Here is a 20,240-nt window from a genome sequence, read left to right on the forward strand (position 1 = left end):
GGGCGTGATCAGGCGATCCGCGCGAGCAGCTCGCGGGCTTCCTGTTTCTGCTCCTCGTCGCCCTGGTCGATGACCTCGTTGAGGATGTTGCAGGCGCTTTCCATATCGCCCTGGTCGATGTAGGCCAGGGCCAGGTTGAGCCGCATGATGTTCTCCTGGCGCGCGGCCAGGTGATCCAAGTCGTCGTCGCCCAGGTCGAACACCAGTTCCTCGTCGGCCTCGGCCAGGGGCAGCGGCTCGGCTTCTTCCGGTTCGCCCAGGTGATCCAGCTCGAACACTTCGGGCAACTCGTGGAGGTTGCTCTTGAACGACGGGTCCACCACCGGCTCCGGTGCCTTCGCCGTGCTTTCGGCATCACGCGCCGCACGGCCCTTGGGCGCATCGGGCTTGAACGGGCTGAGGCTGTCCCAATCGGCATCCAGGGGCAGGTCGGCGAGGTTGAGCTGGAACTCGTCGGTGAACTCGTCGTCCAGGCCGTTGCGCGGGGCGCTGGGCGCCTCGTCGACCAGGGGCGTCTCGTTGAGGATGAAGGTGGTCTCCTCCAGCATTGGCGCCGCCTCGGACGGCACATCGACAGCAGGGTAGCGCGCCTTGATCGCATCGATGCGCGCCAGCTCCATGCCCATCTCGGCCAGGGTGTGCGCCTCGCTGGCGAACGCGGCGGACTCGCCCAGCTCACCCAGTACCTCCAGCAGGCGCAGGCGCAGGTCGGTACGACGCGGCTCCTGGACGATGGCGGTGCGCAGCGCCGACTCGGCATCGCGGAAGCGCCCGTAGGCGATGTAGATGTTCGCGCCGTCCAGGGAATCGCTGGACGGACGGGGTGCCGACAGCGGGGCTTCGACCCGGGCCGGCGGGGCGACGGGGGCCTCCACCGGGGTGGCGACGGCAGCCGGGCGCACCAGCGGAGTGACGGTGGCGCGGGGACGCTGCTGCTCCGTTGCCGGGGCAATCACCGGCTCGGCCGGCGTGTCGTCAGGCGCGGGCTTGCGCCGACGCGCGACCAGCAGCAGAAGCGCGAGCAGGATGGCCGGCACACCGAGGAACAGCAGGCTGTTGGGCCAGGTGAACAGACCGGTGTCCTCGGGCTCGACGGCGGGCACTGCGCTCGGCTGGGCCGGCGCCGGAGCCGCTTCGGCCTGGGGCTGTGCAGCCGGTTGCTCGGCGGGGGGCGTATCGGTAGTGGCAGCGGGTGCGGCCGGCTCGGCCGGAGGCTGCGCAACGGCGCCCTGCTGGAGGGCCCCTTTCAGGCTCGCCAGCTGGGCATCCTTTTCCGCCATCAGTTGCTGCAGCGATTCCAGCTTCAGCTGCAGGTCGGCGATGTCCTGGCGCAGCTGCAGGCGCTCGCTCTCGCTGTTGGCCAGTTCGGTGTCGACGCGACGCTGCACCTCGGCCAGTTGCTGCGGCAGCTCGTGGGGAGCCGGGGCATTGGGCGCGACCGGGGCGTCGGGCTCGGACAGGCGCAGGCTGTCGGGGGCGGACACCGGGGCCACCGGCGCAGCCGGCTCGGCACGCGCGACATCCGGCAACAGCAGGCTCTGGCCGACGCTCAGGCGGTTCGGATCACCATTGGCGAAGGCTGCGGCGTTGAGGGCGTGGATGCCGTTCATCATCTGCGCCGTGCTCATGCCACTGCCGGCGCTCAGGCGCTGGGCGATGCCCCAGAGGCTGTCGCCACGGGCCACGGTGTAGCGCTTGCCCTGGGTGGCCGGAGGCGCTTCACGGGGCACGGCCGGCACCGCCTGGGTCGGCCGGGCGCTGGCGGTACGGGCATCCGCCAGGGGCGCAGCCACCGGTCGGTAGGCCGAGGACTCCGGCGGATCCAGCAGCAGGGTGTACTCGCGCAGCAGGCGGCCGTTGGGCCGCGCCACTTCGACGATGAAATTCAGGTAGGGCTCGCGCACCGGCTTGCTCGACGCCACGCGAATGTGGCCCCGGCTGCCACGGATCATCGGGCTGAAACGCAGGTCGTTGAGGAAGATGAAGCGCTCGACCCCCGAGCGCTCGAACACCTCGTTCGGCGCCAGGCTGACCTTGATGTCGCTTTCCCCCAGGTCGCCCAGGTCCAGCAGCTCAATGTCCGCCTCCAGCGGCTGGTTGAGCGCGGAATGCAGGGTGATGTCGCCCAGGCCCAGCGCCGACGCCAGGCCTGAATAAAGCAGCGGTCCCGAGGCGAGCGCCACCAGGAACTTGTTGACTCGAGCCATGAGCCCTCCCCCGGTCATGCCGGCTCGAACGCCACGACGACTCCACGATCCATGGAATGGCCAAAGCGGGCGTTGGCATTGAACGATGTGATGTCGGGCCGATCCCTGTGTAACCCGGCTGAAACTAGTATGGATGCAATTTCCCGAAACGCCCTAAGTAAAGGCATCGGGCCATTACGGACGAATCTTACTGGATTTTCGTCATGAAAGTGACGGAATTCACACAACCGCTGGGCGGTTATAGCGGCTTCGTCAGGCTTTTGTCGCGCGCACGCCCAGGGCGGGCCAGATCGCCAGCAGGAAAAGCAGCGTTACCAGCCAAAAGGTCTGCTGGAAGGCCCAGGCATTGGCCGCGTGATCACCGCCGCCTGCCAGGTGCCGCCACTCGAGGAAGAAGGTCACCAGGTTGACCCCGAATGCGCCGCCCAGCTGGCGCACGAAGGTGATGGCGCCGGCGCCCTGGGCCAGTTCCTCGGCGCTCAGCACGTCCAGCGAGCCGGTGCTCAGGGCCGGCAGCAGCAGGCCCAGGCCGAGACGGCCGACGCAGGCCCAGAAGCACAGCACCAGGAAGCTCGCCCCCTCCCCCACCAGCCCCAGGCCGAAGCAGGACAGGGCGAACACCAGCAGGCCGCCCACCAGCAACGCGGCGGCCGACAGCCGGTCACTCAGCCAGCCGCCGGCGAACGACGCCAGCCCCAGCACCACCCCGGTGGGCAACAGGAGCAGCCCGGCACGCCCGGCGCTGTAGCCATCGACGGTCTGCAGGTAGAGCGGGATCAGGTAGGTGGAACCGTAAAGCCCGAGGCCCAATGCCAGGGCCACCCAGCTGGCCTTGCGGAACGCGACATGACGCCACAGGCGCATCGGCAACAGCGGCCGGGTCGACACCCGGCTGCGCCAGGCAAATCCGCCGACTGCCGCGATCCCCAGCAGCCCGGGTACCCAGCACGACGGTGCCAGCCAGCCGAAGCGCTGGGCTTCGGCCAGGGCGCCGAGCAGGGCGAACAGCGCCACACAAAGGAAGCCGAAGGCCAGCAGGTCCACGCCCGGCGTCTGCCGGTTGCGGTCGCTGGGCATCAGCCATTGCGCGCCAACCAGCGCCGCCACGCACATGGGCAGCGGCAGCCAGAAGACGGCCTGCCAACCGAACTGGTCGATCAGGTAGCCACCGATGGTGGGGCCGAGGGTCGGCGCCACCATCACCCCCAGGCCGTAGCTGCCCAGGGCCATGCCACGCCCGCCATCGGCGAACACGCGGAAGATCAGCACCATCGCCAGGGGCTGGATGACCCCGGCACAGGCGCCCTGAACAATGCGCAGTGCGATGAGTTGCCAGGCCGCCTGGGCCAGCAACGCGAGCAGCGAGGCGAGGATGAACAGCCCGATGCCGAGCTGGACGGTACGCTGCGCGCCAAGCCGGGCCTGGGCCCAGGCCGAGAGCAGGAGCCCGGCAGTCATCGCAGCGAGAAAGCCCGTGGCCAGCCACTGGGCCATGGGCCGACCGATGGCGAACTCCGTCATCAGGGTCGGCAAGGCCACGTTGATGCTGGTGGAGGCGAGGATCATCGCCATGCTGCCCACCATCAGCAGCGCCAGCAGCCAGTGGGGATAGCGGGAACCGTAGCGGGTGTGCAGGGCCTCGAGGTCCTGCGACATCAGCGCCGTTCCAGGTTGGCCAGGATCTTCGCGTGCACCTGCTGGCAACGACGCAGCTCGTCCTCGTCGATGCCGGTGAAGACCTCACGGCGCAGCTGGCTGGAGATCGACTCGATCTTCTCGATCAGCGGCCTGGCCTTGGGGCAGAGGGTGATCTTCTTCGCCCGGCGGTCCTCGGCCACGGCCAGGCGCTGGACCAGCTCCTGGGCTTCGAGGCTATCGAGCAGGCGCGCCAGCGTCGGGCCTTCGACGCCGACGCTCTTGGCCAGCTCGCGCTGGGTGGGAAGTTCTTCGAAGCGGGCCAGGTGCAGCAGCACCAGCCAGCGCGCTTGGGAAAGGCCTAGGTCGACCAGACGACGGTCCATCTCCGCTCGCCAGGCCCGCGACATCTGCGCAAGCTGCATGGCGAAGCGGTGTTGATCGGTGTGGGACATGAAACGGACTCTGACAGCCAAAACTAATAATTAGCGAGCTAACCATAGGCGGCGATCCGGAGCAAGCCGCAGACTGTAACTACCACTTCACATATTGATCTTCGACAAAGCCCCACAACCCCTCCACCGGGATCGCCGGACGGCCGTGGGGGCGGAGAACGCCGTCGAAACGGCCGAAGACCTGCTTGAAGTTGCTGGCCAGGAATCCGGCATTGAGGCGTTCCTTGTGCAGCCCCTCGCCACGGAAGCGCAGGTCCACCTGTCCGTCATGGGAGGTGATGTGCCAGGGCTCAAGCGGCTGCTGGCGATCGAAGGCGAAGCGCACGGTGTCGACCTTGACCAGCTCGCCGTCCAGCCAGAAGCAGTTCTCGGTGAAGCTGGTCTCGTTGACCCCGCAAGACAAGTTCAGGCCGAGGCGAATCCCCGCCGCCTCGCCGGACAGGCAGGCCCAGTTCCACACCGTTTCCGGGCGCATGTAGCCGGCCGACCAGTCGTGGTGGGCGTAGGCCCCCAGCGTGTCGAGGTCGAACTGCCCCAGCGCGCTCTCGATCCGCCCCTGGCAGGGCACACCGGCCACCTTGCGCGCGTAGACCCAGCCGTCCGCCCCGGCCGGGGTACACAACCCCATGGGCTGGAAGTCCTGCTCGGCGAACAGCGCATCAATGCGGGTGCCGTCGTCCAGCTCCACGCGCAGGCGCTTTTCCCGGCGCTCGGCCTGGTTCTCCAGTCGCAGCAGGTTGCGGCCCATGCGCAGCTCGCAGGTGCCGCTGTCGGGTGACTGGGAGAAGCGTGTGCCCCAGCCCAGCGGCAGCTTGAACTGGCGCTCGATCATGCGCCCGCTGGCCGGGTGGAACAGGTAGACGAAGCCCACCCCGAGCAGGCTCAGGTTGGCCAGCGCGCAGCCGCCGATCAGCTCGTTGCTGATGATCCCGAAGTACTGGAACTGGTGGAAACGCCGCCACTTGGCCAACGCGCCACGGCGACGCCCCATGGGCGAGCGGAAGTCGAAATCCCGGTAGTTGATGAGGGTCGGGGTGGTGTCGAACTGGCCGTAGCGGGGCTGGCCGTCCGGGCCGATCAGCATGTCCATGGTTCGGGCTCTCCGGTTCAGGGGCGAGGGATGCTAGCACCGCCCTCCCGGCGGCACAGTCACCCATGGCGCCAGCCGGAGCGACCATCTACGCCAGTCTCACGCCACCACCTGGTTGCGGCCGAACGCCTTGGCCTGGTACAGCGCCCGGTCGGCATGTTCGTAGAGGGCGTAGAGGTGGGCGATGGGGCTGTCGGCCTCGGGGGCCAGGCAGGCCAGGCCGATGGACAGGGTCAGCACCGCACCGGTGCTGGAGCCCTCGTGGGGCACCGCCAGGGCCTGCACCGCAGCGCGGATGCGCTCGGCATGCTGGCGCGCCTCCTCTTCCGGGGTGCCGTAGAGCAGCACGGCGAACTCCTCGCCCCCCAGGCGCACGGCCATGTCCAGGGGGCGCCGCGCCGCATCCTCCAACACCCCGGCCACCCGCTGCAGCGCCACGTCACCGCGCTGGTGGCCGTAGAGGTCGTTGTAGGCCTTGAAGTGGTCCACGTCGCACAGCAGCAGCGCCAGCGGCCTCGATTCGCGCTGTGCCTGCCGCCAGACCCGCTCCAGCTGCCGGTTGAAGCTGCGGCGGTTGTGCAGGCCGGTGAGGCTGTCGTGGTCGGCCAGCACCCGCATCAGCCGGCTCACCAGGAAATGCTCGCGGGACTTGTACTCCACCAGGTAGCCGCCCACCGCACCCAGCAGGTTGCCGCAGACCAGGAACAGCAGGTTGTTCGCCAGCCGGGCCGGCGGCAGGCCCGCCCACAGCTCCAGCGCCACGTAGACCGAGAGCACCAGCACCGCCACCAGCAGCGCCTCCCCCAGGCGCAGGCCCACCACGAAGTAGGCGGCCATGCATACCAGCAGCAGGCCTTCATAAGGAAACGACGGATCGACCCGATGGGCGATGGCCACCACCGCTGCCGCGCCCAGCCCCAGCGCGGCGACGCACGCCTGGCTGAGGGGCGCCAGCAGGTGCACGTGACGCCGCTGCAGCACCAGGCCGCCACAGATCACCAGCAGCACCAGCACCACCACCCGCACCGCCAGCATCCACCAGCGCTCCGCCGTGCTCACCAGCTGGAAATCCAGCACAGCGAAGGCCAGCCACATGGGCAGCGACAGCAGCAGCACGATGCGCTTGAGGTCGAAGGACTGTTCCAGGAAGAACTGCCGGTACTCGTGCTCCAGGGGACGCACGAAACGCAGCTTGCGGAAGCCGACGGCGAGCTGGTCGGCATAGGGATTCGGACGCACATCGTCCAGCCAGGCATGGGGTGTGGTCACGGCCACCTCTTGTTATGGGGCCGGGACCTACTGCTGCGCCCGGCCATGCAGCGTCGGCGCGCTCCGGGCATCCACCTCACATGGATGACGAAGACTGCGCGCGCCTCGACGGCTGCGCGCACGCCACGTTGCACATTAGTAGCCGGCGGGATGGCCTACAAGTGAGCGCCTGGCGTCAGGCCTCGAACTCCGCCTGCAGCGCCGCACGCACGCAATACAGCACGCCTTCCGGCACCCGGCCGCCCAACAGTTGGGCCACTTCGGCCACCGGTGGCAGCTCGCCCTCGCCGTCGAGGAAGGCGTCCTGCACCTCGCCGAGGGTGTCCTCGGGCAGGTCCAGCGCCTGCTCCAGGCTGAGCTGTTGCGCGGCGATGGCTTCGGCCAGCAGCGCATAGACGTTCTTCTCGGTGCATTGCAGCTGGCGGGCGATCTGCGCCGGGGTCATACCGGCACGGGCCAGGCTGACCAGCTCGTGGCGCAGGTCCGCCACGGCGCGGGGCGCCTCGGCTTCGGCGCCATTGAGCACCTCGAGGAAGGCCTGGCCGTAGCGCTCCAGCTTGCGTGCGCCCACGCCGCTGACCCGCGCCATGTCCGACAGGCTCGACGGCCGGCTGCGCAGCATCTCCAGCAGGGTCGCGTCGGGGAAGATGACGTAGGGCGGCACGCTGTGCTCCTCCGCCAGCTTGCGGCGCAGCGTACGCAGCGCCTCCCACTGCTCGCGCTCGTCGGCACGCACCAGCTGGCTGGCCGCGCTGGCGGCCGGCTTGGGCGCCTTGGTGGACAGGTCGCGGCGCAGCTGCAGGGTCACCTCGCCGCGCAGCAGCGGCCGACAGGCCTCGCTCAGGCGCAACCCGCCGAAGCCTTCGAGGTCGATGTCGGCCAGGCCACGTGCCACCAATTGGCGGAACAGCGTGCGCCACTCCGTCTCGGAAAAGGCCTTGCCCACGCCGAACACCGACAGGTGCTGGTGGCCCGCCGCGCGCACCTTCTCGTTGTCGCGCCCGAGGAGGATGTCCACCAGGTGCCCGACGCCGTAGCGCTGGCCGCTGCGGTAGACCGCCGACAGGGCCTGGCGGGCCGGTTCGGTGGCGTCCCAGGTCTGCACCCCGTCGACGCAGATGTCGCAGTGCCCGCAGGGCTGCGGCAGCTCCTCGTCGAAGTAGGCCAGCAGCGCCTGGCGGCGGCAGCGGGTCTCCTCGCAGAGCGCCAGCATCGCCTCCAGCTTGTGCTGTTCGATGCGCTTGTGCCGCTCGTCGCCCTCGGAGTTGTTGAGCATCTGCTTGAGGAAGATCACGTCCTGCAGCCCATAGGCCATCCAGGCGTCCGCCGGCAGGCCGTCACGCCCGGCGCGGCCGGTCTCCTGGTAGTACGCCTCCAGGGATTTCGGCAGGTCCATGTGGGCCACGAAGCGCACGTTGGGCTTGTCGATACCCATGCCGAAGGCAATGGTCGCCACCATGATCAGCCCCTCCTCGTTGAGGAAACGCCGCTGGTGGTAGGCCCGCAGCTCGTTCTCCAGGCCCGCGTGGTAGGGCAGCGCCGGGAAGCCCTGCTCGGACAGGAAGGCCGCCACCTCCTCCACCTTCTTGCGCGACAGGCAGTAGACGATGCCGGCATCGCCCTTGCGCTCGGCGAGGAAGCCCAGCAACTGCTTGCGCGGATTGTCCTTGGGCACGATGCGGTAAAAGATGTTCGGCCGGTCGAAGCTCGACAGGAAGCGCTCCGCCTCCTGCAGGTGCAGGCGCTGGACAATCTCCTCGCGGGTGCGGCGGTCGGCGGTGGCGGTCAGCGCAATGCGCGGCACGCCGGGAAACAGCTCGGCCAACTGGCCCAGTTGCAGATATTCGGGACGGAAGTCGTGGCCCCACTGGGACACGCAGTGGGCCTCGTCGATGGCGAACAGGGCGATGTCCAGACGCTCCAGGAACGCCAGCATGCGCGGCTGCACCAGGCGCTCGGGGGCCAGGTAGAGCAGCTTGATCTCGCCCCGGCGGATGCGGTCGGCGATCTCCCGCTGCTCGTCCGCGCCGAGGGTGGAGTTCAGCGCCACCGCCGCCACGCCCAGCTCCTCCAGGGTCGCCACCTGGTCGTCCATCAGCGCGATCAGCGGCGAAACCACCACCGCCAGGCCCTCGCGCATCAGCGCCGGCACCTGGTAGCAGAGGGACTTGCCGCCCCCGGTGGGCATCAGCACCAGGGCATCGCCGCCACGGGCCACGCGCTCGATGATGGCGGCCTGGTTGCCGCGGAAGGCGTCGTAGCCGAATACGTCTTTGAGGATGCGCAGCGCGTGGTCGAGCATGGGGGTCTCCGAAACAAGCCGCGCATTATACGTCAGCCCGCCCGTCGCGATGCCCTCGCCCATCGCCGCGGCTTTTGCCGCCTGCGGCGCACTGGACTAGAATCCACGCTCATTTATCCCCTCAAGGTAGTCCCCCCGATGTCCTTCGCTGAGCAACTGTCCCGCCTGCAAGCCTTTCTCGATGCCGACGACCTGCACGAGGAAGCCCTGGACTACGTGGCAGCCCACGGCTACCTGACGGCCCTGAACATTTCCCCCGAGCCGGTGCCGGACCGCGAGTGGATCGACGCCCTGTTCGCCGAGCCGCCGCACTACCGCGACGCCGCCGAGCACGAAGCCATCGAAGAAGCCCTCCTCCAGCTCAAGGCCCACATCGCCCGCCAACTGGCCAGCGACGAAGACCTCGAACTGCCCTGCGACCTGGACCTGGGCGAAGAGCCCGACGACTCCGACCTGCGCGGCTGGTGCATCGGCTTCATGGAAGGCGTGTTCCTGCGTGAAGCCGCCTGGTTCGAACACGCCGAAGAGGAAGTCAGCGAACTGCTGTTGCCGATCATGGTGGGCTCGGGCCTGTTCGACGAGCAGCCGGAATTCGCCGACATCGCCGCCGATCGCAACCTGGTCGACGAGATGATCGAGCAGATCCCCGAACTGCTGACCGCACTGTTCCTGCTCTGCCACGCCCCCGAAGAAAAGCCCGCCCTGCTCAAGCCGCGCCACTGAGTCACGCGATGGCCCACGGCGACATCCCTCGCGCCCGCAGCGCAGCGGTCCGCTACGGACTGCTGTGCATCGGCTGGCTGAGCGTCGCCCTGGGGGTCATCGGCATCTTCCTGCCGGTGCTGCCCACCACCCCCTTCCTGCTGCTGGCGGCGGCCTGCTTCGTGCGCAGCTCCGAGCGCTTCTACCACTGGCTGGTGGACCACCCCCACCTGGGCCCGTGGATCCGTGACTACCTCGAAGGCAACGGCATTCCCCTGCGCGGCAAGGTCTACGCCCTGGTGCTGATGTGGGCGAGCATCCTGTTCTCCTGCTACCTGGTACCGCGTCCCTGGGCCCAGGGCTTCATGCTCACCAGCGCGGTGCTGGTCAGCGTCTACATCCTTCGGCAGAAGACCCTGCACCGCGACTGACGCGGCCCCGACGCCCTCCCGAACTTTCCGACCGCCCTGCAAGGCAAAAGGCCAGGTGCCTGCCTAGACTGCATGAACCCAAGGGGCGGAGACCCTGACGATGCAGCTAGGGCACCACCAGCACTCCCGTACAGCCGGACCGCGCATGGCGTGGCTGCTGCTGGTCGCCTGCGCCCTGCTCAGCCTGCTCGCCCTGGCCGACTGGGACTTCGAGGTGATCCTCAAGAACGCCGAGAAGCGCTACGGCAACCTCGGCCCGGCGCGCCAGCGCATCCTCGACTGGAGCGACCTGATCCAGCGCAGCGGCGAGCTGCCGGAGAAGGACAAGCTCACCGCCGTCAACCGCTTCTTCAACGCCAAGCTGCGTTTCGTCGACGACCAGCGCAACTGGGGCCAGAACGACTACTGGGCCACCCCCATCGAGGCCCTGGTCAAAGGCGCCGGCGACTGCGAGGACTACTCCATCGCCAAGTACTTCACCCTGCGCCGCCTCGGCATTCCCGCCGAGAAGCTGCGCATCACCTACGTCAAGGCGCTGAACTACAACCAGGCGCACATGGTGCTCACCTTCTACGCCACCCCCACGGCGGACCCGCTGGTCCTGGACAACCTGATCAGCGACATCCGCCCCGCCTCCCAGCGCAAGGACCTGCTGCCGGTCTACGCCTTCAACGCCGAGGGGCTCTACACCGGGGGCAAGCGCAGTGGTGACAGCAAGAAGCTCTCGCGCTGGCAGGACATCCTGCAGAAGATGCGCGCCGAAGGCTTCCCGATCGGAGAGGGATAGACGATGTCGTTACTCAAGCAGCTGTTTCTAGCGATCTGCCTGTTCCTGGTGGTGGCCTTCACCGGGAGCTTCCTGGCCGGCGTGGAAAGCTCCCGCGAGCAGCTGCGCAGCCAGCTGCGCTCCCACGCCCAGGACGCCGCCACCGCCCTGGCGCTGTCCATGACGCCCCACGTGGACGACCCGGCCATGTTGGAGCTGATGGTCAGCTCCATCTTCGACAGCGGCTATTTCGCCCGCATCCGCGTGGTGCGCATCAGCGACGGCGAAGTGCAGGTGGAGCGCCAGACCGACACCGTCACCGGCACCGTCCCGCAGTGGTTCGCCCGCATCGTCGACCTCCGTCCCCAGGGCGGCGATGCGCTGATCATGCGCGGCTGGGAGCAGGCCGCGCGGGTCGAGGTGGTCAGCCACCCGCAGTTCGCCCTGGCCAAGCTGTGGGACAGCGCCCTGGGCATGCTCGCCTGGCTGCTGGTGTGCGGGCTGGTCAGCGCCGTGCTCGGCGGCTTCCTCCTGCGCACCCAGCTGCGCCCGCTGGACAACATGGTCCAGCAGGCCCAGGCCATCAGCCGCCGCGAATTCCTCACCCTGCCCCGCGTACCGCGCACCCCCGAGCTCAAGCGCGTGGTGCTGGCCATGAACCAGATGGTCGACAAGCTCAAGACCCTGTTCGCCGAAGAGGCCGCCCGCAGCGAGAAGCTGCGCGAAGAGGCCTACCAGGACACCCTCACCGGCCTGGCCAACCGCCGCCAGTTCGACGCCCGCCTGGCCAACCAGCTCGACCCGTCCGAGCAGAACGCCGACGGCTACCTGGTGCTGCTGCGGGTCAACGACCTCGGCGGGCTCAACCAGCGCCTGGGCGGCCAGCGCACCGACGCGCTGATCCGCGATGTCGGCGAAGTGCTCGGCCATGCCCTGGCCGAGAGCGGCACGCCCGACTGGTTCGCCTCGCGCAACCGCGGTGGCGAGTTCACCCTGCTGGCCCCCGGCCTTGAAGGCGACGGCGCCGACCGCCTCGCCGAGGTGCTCACTGCCGCCCTGGAGAACCTGCGCGCCACCGGCGCCAGCGACTGCACCCCGGTCGCCCACCTGGGCATCGCCGCCTTCCGCCCAGGGGAGAACCCGGCCGACGTCCTCGCCCGTGCCGACCAGGCCCTGGCCCAGGCCCAGAGCAACCCCTCGCGCCACTGGGAGCGCCTCGACGACTTCCAGGCCAACGCCGGCCAGGGCCTGCACGACTGGCGTGGCTGGATCGACCAGGCCCTCAACGAAGGCAAGCTGCAGCTCTACTTCCAACCCGTGGTGGAGTGCGCCGACACCGGCCGCCTGCTGCACCACAAGGTGCTCGCGCGCCTGCTCGACCCCCAGGGCGAGGCCGTCGCCGCCGGCCGCTTCCTGCCCTGGATCGAACGCCTGGGCTGGGCCACCCGCTTTGACCTGGCGATGCTCGAGCACACCCTCGACCACCTCGACCTGCACCCCGCCCCGCTGGCCCTCAGCCTTTCCGCCGCCACCCTGCGCGATGCCGCCACCCAGGACCGCCTGCTGGCCGTGCTCAAGGCCCACCCGCAACACAGCACCCTGATGACCCTGGAGGTGGACGAACGCCACCTGCCCCCGCCCGCCGAGCTGGAAGCCTTCAGCCAGCGGGTGCGCGACGCCGGCTTCAACATCGGCCTGCAGCACTTCGGCGGGCGCTTCAGCCTGATCGGCAACCTCACCCACCTCGGCCTCGCCTACCTGAAGGTGGACGGCGCCTACATCCGCCACCTGGACGTGGAGCAGGACAAGCGGGTGTTCATCGAAGCCGTGTACCGCGCCACCAACAGCATCGACCTGCCGCTGATCGCCGAGATGGTGGAAAGCGCCGGCGAACTGGAGGCGCTCAAGGCCCTCGGCATCCTCGGCGCCATGGGCCGCCTGGTGGGTGCACCGGCACCCTGGAAGGACTGATCCCGCCCCCGGCACCGCCAACACCCACCGGGTTTTCTGACGGTGTCCCCATTGCGCCCCGGTGACGGGGCGCCTCGTTCATGCCCTGACGCCCTCCCCTTCGTCGCGCTTTTTCCTTGCTCCATGCCGGCATCGATAATATGTTAACGAAAAACAAGAACAGGAGACGGCCATGGCCTTTCCGACTCGCACCCTTGCCGCGTTCGACACCTTCAGCCAGTCCCTGCGCGCGGTCTGCGGCAATTTCGAGACCCGCCCATCCACCCAGCACAACCAGTTCATCGGCGACATCCACGCGCATTGCATCGGCCCGCTGGAAACGGCGCACATCCGCACCAACGCCGGGCTGATCGCCCGAGAACGGGTGGGCGTGGACGGCGAGGACGACCGCCACTGCTTCCTGATCTTCCAGCGCAGCGGGCGCCAGTGCATCCGCCAGCGCGGGGTGGAACTGGAGCTGCACGCCGGGGACTTCGCCCTGGTGGATTCCGCCCTGCCCTTCGAGATCCGCCCCCAGGGCCTGATCGAAAACGTCTCGGTGCACCTGGCCCGGCAACGGGTCATGGAGCACTTCCAGGGCCAGCAGCCCTTCGGCCGCCTGGCCCGCAACAGCCTGTCGAGCCGGATGATCCGCGCGCTGGTGGACTCCATCGGCGACAGCGCCGGCACCCTCGACCCCAGCGCCGACGGCCAGGCCCTGCAGGACGCCCTGCTGGCGCTGCTGGTGCCGGCCCTGGCCGAACGTGTCGAGGCGCTGCCCGAGCACACCGGCGATCTCTACGGCGTGGCGCTGCAACTGATCGGCGAATCCCTGCAGGACGCCGAACTGTCCCCCGCCCTGCTTGCCGAGCGCCTGCACATCTCGGTGCGGCGGCTGTACCGGCTGTTCGAGGACCAGGGCGAGAGCGTCTGCCGCTACATCCAGCGCGCACGCCTGGACAAGGTCGCCCAGGACCTCAGCGCCCAGGTGCTGCGCCACGAGTCCATCACCCAGATCGCCTTCAAATGGGGCTTCTTCGACGCCGCCCACTTCAGCCGCGCCTTCAAGCGCCAGTTCGAACTGTCACCCCGGGACTACCGCGCACGGGCCCATTGCGCCTGACCCTCCGCCCCGGCCTGGCAAGGAATGCCAAGAAAGAATGGCAGCCAGGGTCAAGCGACCGGCCGGGGCCAACCCTCTAATACCCCCAGGCACCCGTGCCGCTGCCACCCTGTAGTCCGCCGCGAGCGGGCCCCCATAACAAGAAACCCTGAGTCGGAGTACCACGACCGTGAAGACCCTTCCGCTGCTGATAGGGCTGCCCCTTCTGCTTTCCAGCCTCCCGGGCGTCGCCGCCGATGCCACCGGCCCCGCCCGTGTCGACGCCCAGCGCCTGGTCCAGGCCGACCGCGAGCCGGGCAACTGGATGAGCCACGGCCGCACCTACGACGAACAGCGCTTCAGCCCGCTGGACCAGGTCAACGCCGGCAACGTCGGCCAGCTCGGCCTGGCCTGGACCACCAAGCTGGAGCTGGACTTCGGCGTCGAAGCCACCCCCATCGTAGTCGACGGCGTGATGTACACCACCAGCGCCTTCAGCGTGGTCTATGCCCTCGACGCCACCAGCGGCGCCGTGCTGTGGAAGTACGACCCCCAGGTCCCGCCGGAGAACCTCGGCCAAGGCTGCTGCGGCCCGGTCAACCGGGGCGTGGCGGTGTGGAACGGCAAGGTCTACGTCGGCAGCTTCGACGGCCGGCTGATCGCCCTCGACGCCGCCACCGGCAAGCCGGTGTGGAGCGTCGACACCATCCTCGACCGCAGCAAGAGCTACTCCATCACCGGCGCCCCGCGCATCGTCAAGGGCAAGGTACTGATCGGCAACGGCGGCGCCGAGTTCGGCGTGCGCGGCTACGTCACCGCCTACGACGCCGAGACCGGCCAGGAGGCCTGGCGCTTCTACACCGTCCCCGGCGACCCCAAGCTGCCCCCCGAGAACAAGGCCATGGCCATGGCGCTGAAGACCTGGGACGGCGACGGCTGGGTCAAGTGGGGCGGCGGCGGCACCGTGTGGGACTCCATGGCCTACGACCCCGAGCTGGACCTGCTCTACATCGGCACCGGCAACGGCTCGCCGTGGAACTACCAGTTCCGCAGCAACGGCAAGGGCGACAACCTGTTCGTCTCCTCCATCGTCGCCCTGCGCCCGGACAGCGGCGAGTACGTCTGGCACTACCAGGTCACCCCCCAGGACCGCTGGGACTACACCGCCACCCAGCACATGATCCTCGCCGACCTGAAGATCGACGGGCAGCTGCGCAAGGTGCTGATGCAGGCGCCGAAGAACGGCTTCTTCTATGTGCTCGACCGCACCAACGGCAAGCTGCTCTCGGCCCGCAACTACGTCCCGGTGAACTGGGCCAGTGGCATCGACCTCGCCACCGGCCGGCCCATCCTCACCGGCGCCGCCGACTACGCCAAGGAACCCAAGGTGGTGCAGCCCAGCTTCCTCGGCGGGCACAACTGGCACCCCATGTCCTTCAACCCCGTCACCGGCTACGTCTACATCCCCGCCCAGCACACCCTGGCCGAGCTGAAGGCGGCCAAGGAGCCGATGTTCCTGCCCAACAAATCGGTGGTGAACTTCGGCCTCGACGTGCCCAGCCTGCCGGAAGACCCCAAGGTGCTGGAGCAGATCCGCAACGCCTGGACCGGCGAACTGATCGCCTGGGACCCGGTGCGCCAGGCCCCGGCCTGGTCCCACCCCTACGCCGGCGCGGGTAACGGCGGCACCCTCAGCACCGCCGGCAACCTGGTGTTCCAGGGCACCGCCGATGGCCGCGTGGTGGCCTACAGCGCCGACAAGGGCGACACCCTCTGGGAGCACCGCGCCAACTCCGGCGTCATGGCCGGCCCGGTCACCTACAGCGTCAACGGCGAGCAGTACGTCGCCTTCTCCGTGGGCTGGGGCGGCATCATCCCGCGCCTCACCGGCCCGCTGACCAACAAGGGCAAGGTGCGCGCCGAAGCCCGGGTCATTGCCTTCAAGCTGGGTGCCAAGGGCGAACTGCCGCCGCCGCGCGAAGCCCCGGTGTTCCCCAACGCCGACCTGCCGCTGAACGCCACGCCCGCGCAGCTGGCCCAGGCCCGCGACCTGTTCAACGGCCTGTGCGCCGGCTGCCACGGCCTCAACGCCATCAGCGGCGGCGAAGTCCCGGACCTGCGCTACCTCACCGCCGACAAGCACGCCGCCTTCCCCGCCTACCTCAGTGGCGCGCTGATGCGGCGCGGCATGCCCAACTTCTCCGACATCCTCAAACCCGAGGACATGGAGCTGATCCGCCAGTACCTGGTCAAGCGCACCCATGACCTCCAGGCCGAGCTGAAACAGGCCGACGCCGCCCGCTGACCCCACCGCTGTTCCCAGGCGACGCCCACCCGGGCGCCGTCCGGGCGCAGCCATGCCCGAAAAACAACAAGAGAGCCCTGCCATGCCCACACGCCACGCCCTCACCCTCGCCACCGGCCTGCTGCTGGCCGCCCCCTTCGCCCAGGCCGACGTCAAGCCCGATGCCGGCGACTACACCGCCCTGCCCAAGGGCACCGACGTGGTGGTGCTCTACCAGCAGAACCCACGGGGCGACGAGGTCTACTCCGGCGGCCACAAGGTGGCCGACAACCTCGACCTGGACATGACCGTCGGCGTGCTCAGGCTGATCCACTTCACCGACTTCTTCGGCACCGGCTACACCTGGGACCCGCAGATCGTCATCCCCTTCGGCACCCAGGAGGTGGGCGCCAGCGACACCCGCACCTCGGGCCTCGGCGACATCACCTTCGGCGGCACCCTGTGGACCATTGGCGACCTGGCGCGCAACGAGCACCTGGGCTGGTCGGTGTTCGTCACCGCCCCCACCGGCAGCGACAAGAACGACGGCTTCGCCCTCAGCAACAACCGCTGGGCGGTGGACTTCCAGGTCGGCTACATCAAGGGCCTCACCGAGCGCATCAGCTGGGACGTCATCGCCGAAACCGAGTTCTACGGCGACCAGCGCAGCACCGATGCCAGGAAGGACCCGCTGATCCAGCTGCACAACCACCTGCGCTACAACTTCACCCCCGACACCTACGCCGCCCTCACCTACCGGCACAACTGGGGCGGCCGCGAAACCCTCGACGGCCAGACCCTGGCCACCAGCCGCGACAACGGCACCGTGGGCGTCTCCCTGGCCACCATGGTCAACAAGCAGCTGCAGCTGATGGGCCAGGTGATGCACGACACCCAGGTGCGCGAGGGCGTGAAGATCGACAACTCCCTGCAATTCCGCCTCGCCTACTTCTATTGACCCCCACCGCCTCCTACCAAAGGCCCAGGGCTCGTGCCGTGCATCCCCCGGCACGGGCCCCTATGATCGGCACAGCCCGAGCCAGCCATAAGAACGACACGCCATGAAGCCCGCCGCCCTGACCCTGTCCCTGCTCGCCGCCTCCAGCCCGCTGCTGGCCGAGGAAGTCGCCGAACTGGACCCGCTGGAGATCACCGCCTCACGCACCCGCACCGACTGGCTCACGGCCCCGGTCGCCGTCAGCGCCGTGGAGACCGCCAACCGCCCCGGTGAGCAGGGCCTGACCCTCGACACCCAGCTCGCCCAGGTGCCCGGCACCTACGTGCAGAGCCGCTACAACTTCGCCCAGGGCATGCGCATCGCCATCCGAGGCTTCGGCGCCCGTTCCAGCTTCGGCGTGCGCGGCGTGCGGGTGCTGGTGGACGGCGTGCCGCTGACCATGCCCGACGGCCAGACCGAAATGGACGGCGTCGACACCGCCCTGGTGGAAAGCCTCGAAGTGATCCGCGGTCCGGCCGCCAGCAGCTACGGCAACGCCGCCGGCGGCGTGCTGGCCATCCGCACCCGCGAGCCGGGGGAAACGCCCTTCAGCCAACTGGACGTCAGCGCCGGCGGCCTCGGCTACCACCGCGTGCGCGCCGAGACCAGCGGCAGCGTCGACAACCTCGGCGGCCTGCTGGCCTTCAACAGCACCCAGCTGGACGGCTACCGCGACCACGGCCGCGCCGAAGCCAACAGCTTCACCGGCAAGCTCGCCTGGCAGGCCGAGGCCGGCCGCCTCGGGCTCAGCCTCAGCGCCCTGGACAACCGCTCCGAAGACCCCGGTGCCCTGACCCGCACCGAAGTCCGCGCCGATCGCAGCCAGGCGCGGGCCCAGAGCCTGCGCTTCAACTCCGACGAACGCATCCGCCAGCAACGCCTGGCGCTGACCTGGGAAGGCCAGGCCGCCGGCGACGACAGCTACCTGCTGCGCAGCTGGGTCGGCAGCCGCCAGTTCGGCAACCGCCTGCCCCTGCAGAACAACGGCCAGACCCGCTACGACCGCCTGTTCAGCGGCCTTGGCGCCCAGTACACCCACCATGCCGAGTGGTTCGGCCTGCCCCAGCGGCTCACCGGCGGCCTCGACCTGGAAGCCCAGCGCGACGACCGCGACCGCCACAACAACCTCGACGGCCGCACCGGCGCCCTGACCCTGGAGCAACGGGAACAGGCCCGCAGCCAGGGCCTGTTCCTGGAAGACGCGATCCAGCTCGGCGAGCGCTGGCAAGCCACCCTCGGGCTGCGCCGCGACAGCGTGAAACTGGAGGTGGACGACCGCTTCCTCGGCAACGGCGACGACTCCAGTGCCCGCACCTACAGCGACTGGAACCGCAGCCTGGGCCTGAGCTACCGGCTGGACGCGCACCACGTGCTCTACGCGCGCTACGCCACCTCCTTCGAAACGCCCACCGCCAACGAACTGGCCAACCCGGCCGGCGGCGGCTTCAACCCTGCACTCGGCCCGGCCCAGGCCACCAACCGCGAAGTGGGGCTGAAAGGCGAATGGAACGACCTGCGCTACGAAGCGGCGCTCTACCGCATCGACCTGGACGACGAACTGGTGCCCTACGGCAGCGGCATCACCTACTACGCCAACGCCGGCAAGTCCCGCCGCGACGGCCTGGAACTGAGCCTGGACTGGCGCCTCGACCCGCACTGGCGCCTGGCCGCCGCGTACAGCTACAACGACTACCGCTTCATCGAGTTCAAGAGCGGCAACGCCGACTACGGCGACAACGCCATCCCCGGCATCCCGCGCCAGTCGCTGTTCGTCGAAGTGGCCTACGAATGGGATGGCGGCTACGCCCGCCTCAACAGCGTCACCCAGGACCGGCTCTACGCCGAGAATGCCAACAACGTGCGGGTCGGCGGCTACACCCTGGTCAACGCCCGCCTCGGCACCCGCCTGGAATGGAACGGCCAGGCCCTGGAGCCCTACCTGGGCATCGACAACCTGTTCGGCCGGGACTACTACGACAACATCCGCATCAACGACGGCAACGCCCGCTACTTCGAGCCCGGCCCCGGCCGCGTCATCTATGCCGGCGCCAGCCTGAGCTTCTGAAGGGCGTTACTCCGGTACTTCGACGCTGACGTGGATGGCATCGTGGCGCCAGAACTCCAGGTCGCAGTCGATCAGCCGACCGTGCTGGTCGCGGTTGATACGGGTGATCCTCAGCGCCGGGCTGCCGGCGGTCACCTTCAGGTGGGTGGCGGCCTCCGGGTGCAGCGCGGTGGGCACCATGTCGAAGCGCACCCGCCCGTAGCGGATGGCGTACTCGCTGGCGTACAGCTCGGTGAGCGAGCGGGTCAGGTCGAATTCGATGATGCCGGGGAAGTACGCCGGGTTCAGGTAGTGCTCCACGTACAGCACCAGCCGCCCATCCACCCGCCGGGCCCGGCGGATCTGGTAGACGCTGGACAGCGCCGGCAGCTCCAGCAGCTCGCAGATCTCCACGCTGGCTGGGATCAGCCGCGCCCCCAGCACCTCCGTCCCCGGCACCCGCCCCTGCTCGGCCACCATCGCGTGGAAGTGGCTGCGCACCAGTGGGTTGTAGGCCAATCGCGGCGGCGAAACGAACCAGCCACGACGCTCCTCGCGGTAGATCAGCCCCTGGGCCTCAAGTTGCCCCAGCGCCTCGCGCAGGGTGATGCGGGTGGTGTCGAACAGCTCGCTGAGCCGGCGCTCGGCCGGCAGCTTGCCGCCCAAGGGCAGCAGGCCGTGCTCGATCTGCGCCTGCAGTGCATGGCAGATGGCGGTTACGGTACGGGGCGCCTCATCGCGCATCGAAAGACTCCAGTCTGGAATAGACCAGCACCATAAAAGTGCGGTGCCGGCGGGGTCGTCGCCATCCTAGGCAGCCTGCATGACCGTTCCGTGACACCACCCCGCGCCTGCATGGCCCATGCCAGGAGCATAGCCCCAGCCCACGCGCCATCCACCTTGTAGCCATGGTCTACGCTTGCTCTCGCCGCGACCGCAGGCGAGGTCGCGGCGTGCCGTGAAATAAAACCGTCATCCAGGGCCATTAGATTGGCCTGGGTCTTGC

15 protein-coding genes are annotated in these 20,240 nt (G+C 68.9%); 8 read left to right on the forward strand and 7 right to left on the reverse strand.

Annotated features, from left to right (window positions below):
• Positions 1-8: 8 nt before the first annotated feature.
• The 6 genes from PotMrB4_RS19585 to recQ all read right to left on the reverse strand — a co-directional run bounded on the left by PotMrB4_RS19585 (position 9) and on the right by recQ (position 8,958).
• Positions 9-2,207: a FimV/HubP family polar landmark protein gene (locus tag PotMrB4_RS19585; RefSeq protein WP_172434264.1), complete on the reverse strand. Its 2,199-nt coding sequence runs from the start codon at positions 2,205-2,207 to the stop codon at positions 9-11.
• 252 nt (positions 2,208-2,459) lie between these two features.
• Positions 2,460-3,863 carry a DHA2 family efflux MFS transporter permease subunit gene (locus PotMrB4_RS19590; RefSeq protein WP_172434265.1) on the reverse strand — a complete coding sequence of 468 codons (1,404 nt, stop codon included), beginning with the start codon at positions 3,861-3,863 and terminating at the stop codon, positions 2,460-2,462.
• The gene (locus PotMrB4_RS19595; RefSeq protein ID WP_044408832.1) at positions 3,863-4,297 is read right to left on the reverse strand and encodes a MarR family transcriptional regulator; all 435 of its coding nucleotides are present in this window, start codon (positions 4,295-4,297) and stop codon (positions 3,863-3,865) included. Before PotMrB4_RS19595 ends, PotMrB4_RS19590 begins: the two co-directional genes overlap by 1 nt.
• A gap of 79 nt (positions 4,298-4,376) precedes the next feature.
• Entirely contained in the window at positions 4,377-5,387 is a 1,011-nt protein-coding gene (locus PotMrB4_RS19600) for a DUF2804 domain-containing protein (RefSeq protein WP_172434266.1), read from the reverse strand.
• Positions 5,388-5,486: 99 nt separating this feature from the next.
• Entirely contained in the window at positions 5,487-6,656 is a 1,170-nt protein-coding gene (locus PotMrB4_RS19605) for a GGDEF domain-containing protein (protein WP_074970269.1), read from the reverse strand.
• 175 nt (positions 6,657-6,831) lie between these two features.
• Positions 6,832-8,958, reverse strand: a complete 2,127-nt coding sequence (gene recQ, locus PotMrB4_RS19610) for a DNA helicase RecQ (protein ID WP_044408841.1) — start codon at positions 8,956-8,958, stop codon at positions 6,832-6,834.
• Between the two features lie 138 nt (positions 8,959-9,096).
• Here recQ and PotMrB4_RS19615 point away from each other — a divergent pair, with 138 nt between their 5' ends.
• From PotMrB4_RS19615 to PotMrB4_RS19650, 8 genes are all read left to right on the forward strand, one after another.
• Positions 9,097-9,681: a UPF0149 family protein gene (locus PotMrB4_RS19615; RefSeq protein WP_074970267.1), complete on the forward strand. Its 585-nt coding sequence runs from the start codon at positions 9,097-9,099 to the stop codon at positions 9,679-9,681.
• An 8-nt stretch (positions 9,682-9,689) separates the two neighbouring features.
• Positions 9,690-10,091, forward strand: a complete 402-nt coding sequence (locus tag PotMrB4_RS19620) for a YbaN family protein (protein ID WP_044408847.1) — start codon at positions 9,690-9,692, stop codon at positions 10,089-10,091.
• Between the two features lie 145 nt (positions 10,092-10,236).
• Entirely contained in the window at positions 10,237-10,878 is a 642-nt protein-coding gene (gene lapG, locus PotMrB4_RS19625; protein WP_044408850.1) for a cysteine protease LapG, read from the forward strand.
• 3 nt (positions 10,879-10,881) lie between these two features.
• Complete coding sequence (gene lapD, locus PotMrB4_RS19630) at positions 10,882-12,828, forward strand: cyclic di-GMP receptor LapD (RefSeq protein WP_172434267.1); 1,947 nt, start codon at positions 10,882-10,884, stop codon at positions 12,826-12,828.
• Positions 12,829-13,000: 172 nt separating this feature from the next.
• Positions 13,001-13,930 carry a transcriptional regulator FeaR gene (gene feaR, locus PotMrB4_RS19635; protein ID WP_172434268.1) on the forward strand — a complete coding sequence of 310 codons (930 nt, stop codon included), beginning with the start codon at positions 13,001-13,003 and terminating at the stop codon, positions 13,928-13,930.
• Between the two features lie 169 nt (positions 13,931-14,099).
• Positions 14,100-16,214 (forward strand): PQQ-dependent dehydrogenase, methanol/ethanol family, encoded by a 2,115-nt coding sequence (locus tag PotMrB4_RS19640; RefSeq protein WP_172434269.1) that lies wholly within the window; start codon positions 14,100-14,102, stop codon positions 16,212-16,214.
• A gap of 82 nt (positions 16,215-16,296) precedes the next feature.
• Complete coding sequence (locus tag PotMrB4_RS19645; protein ID WP_107329938.1) at positions 16,297-17,151, forward strand: transporter; 855 nt, start codon at positions 16,297-16,299, stop codon at positions 17,149-17,151.
• Between the two features lie 103 nt (positions 17,152-17,254).
• Positions 17,255-19,255: a TonB-dependent receptor family protein gene (locus tag PotMrB4_RS19650; RefSeq protein WP_172434270.1), complete on the forward strand. Its 2,001-nt coding sequence runs from the start codon at positions 17,255-17,257 to the stop codon at positions 19,253-19,255.
• Positions 19,256-19,261: 6 nt separating this feature from the next.
• On the opposite strand, the gene PotMrB4_RS19655 is transcribed toward PotMrB4_RS19650, so the two are convergent.
• The gene (locus PotMrB4_RS19655; protein WP_172434271.1) at positions 19,262-19,978 is read right to left on the reverse strand and encodes a UTRA domain-containing protein; all 717 of its coding nucleotides are present in this window, start codon (positions 19,976-19,978) and stop codon (positions 19,262-19,264) included.
• Between the last annotated feature and the right edge of the window lie 262 nt (positions 19,979-20,240).

Origin of the sequence: Metapseudomonas otitidis (assembly GCF_011397855.1) — a bacterium.
GTDB classification, from domain to species: domain Bacteria; phylum Pseudomonadota; class Gammaproteobacteria; order Pseudomonadales; family Pseudomonadaceae; genus Metapseudomonas; species Metapseudomonas otitidis.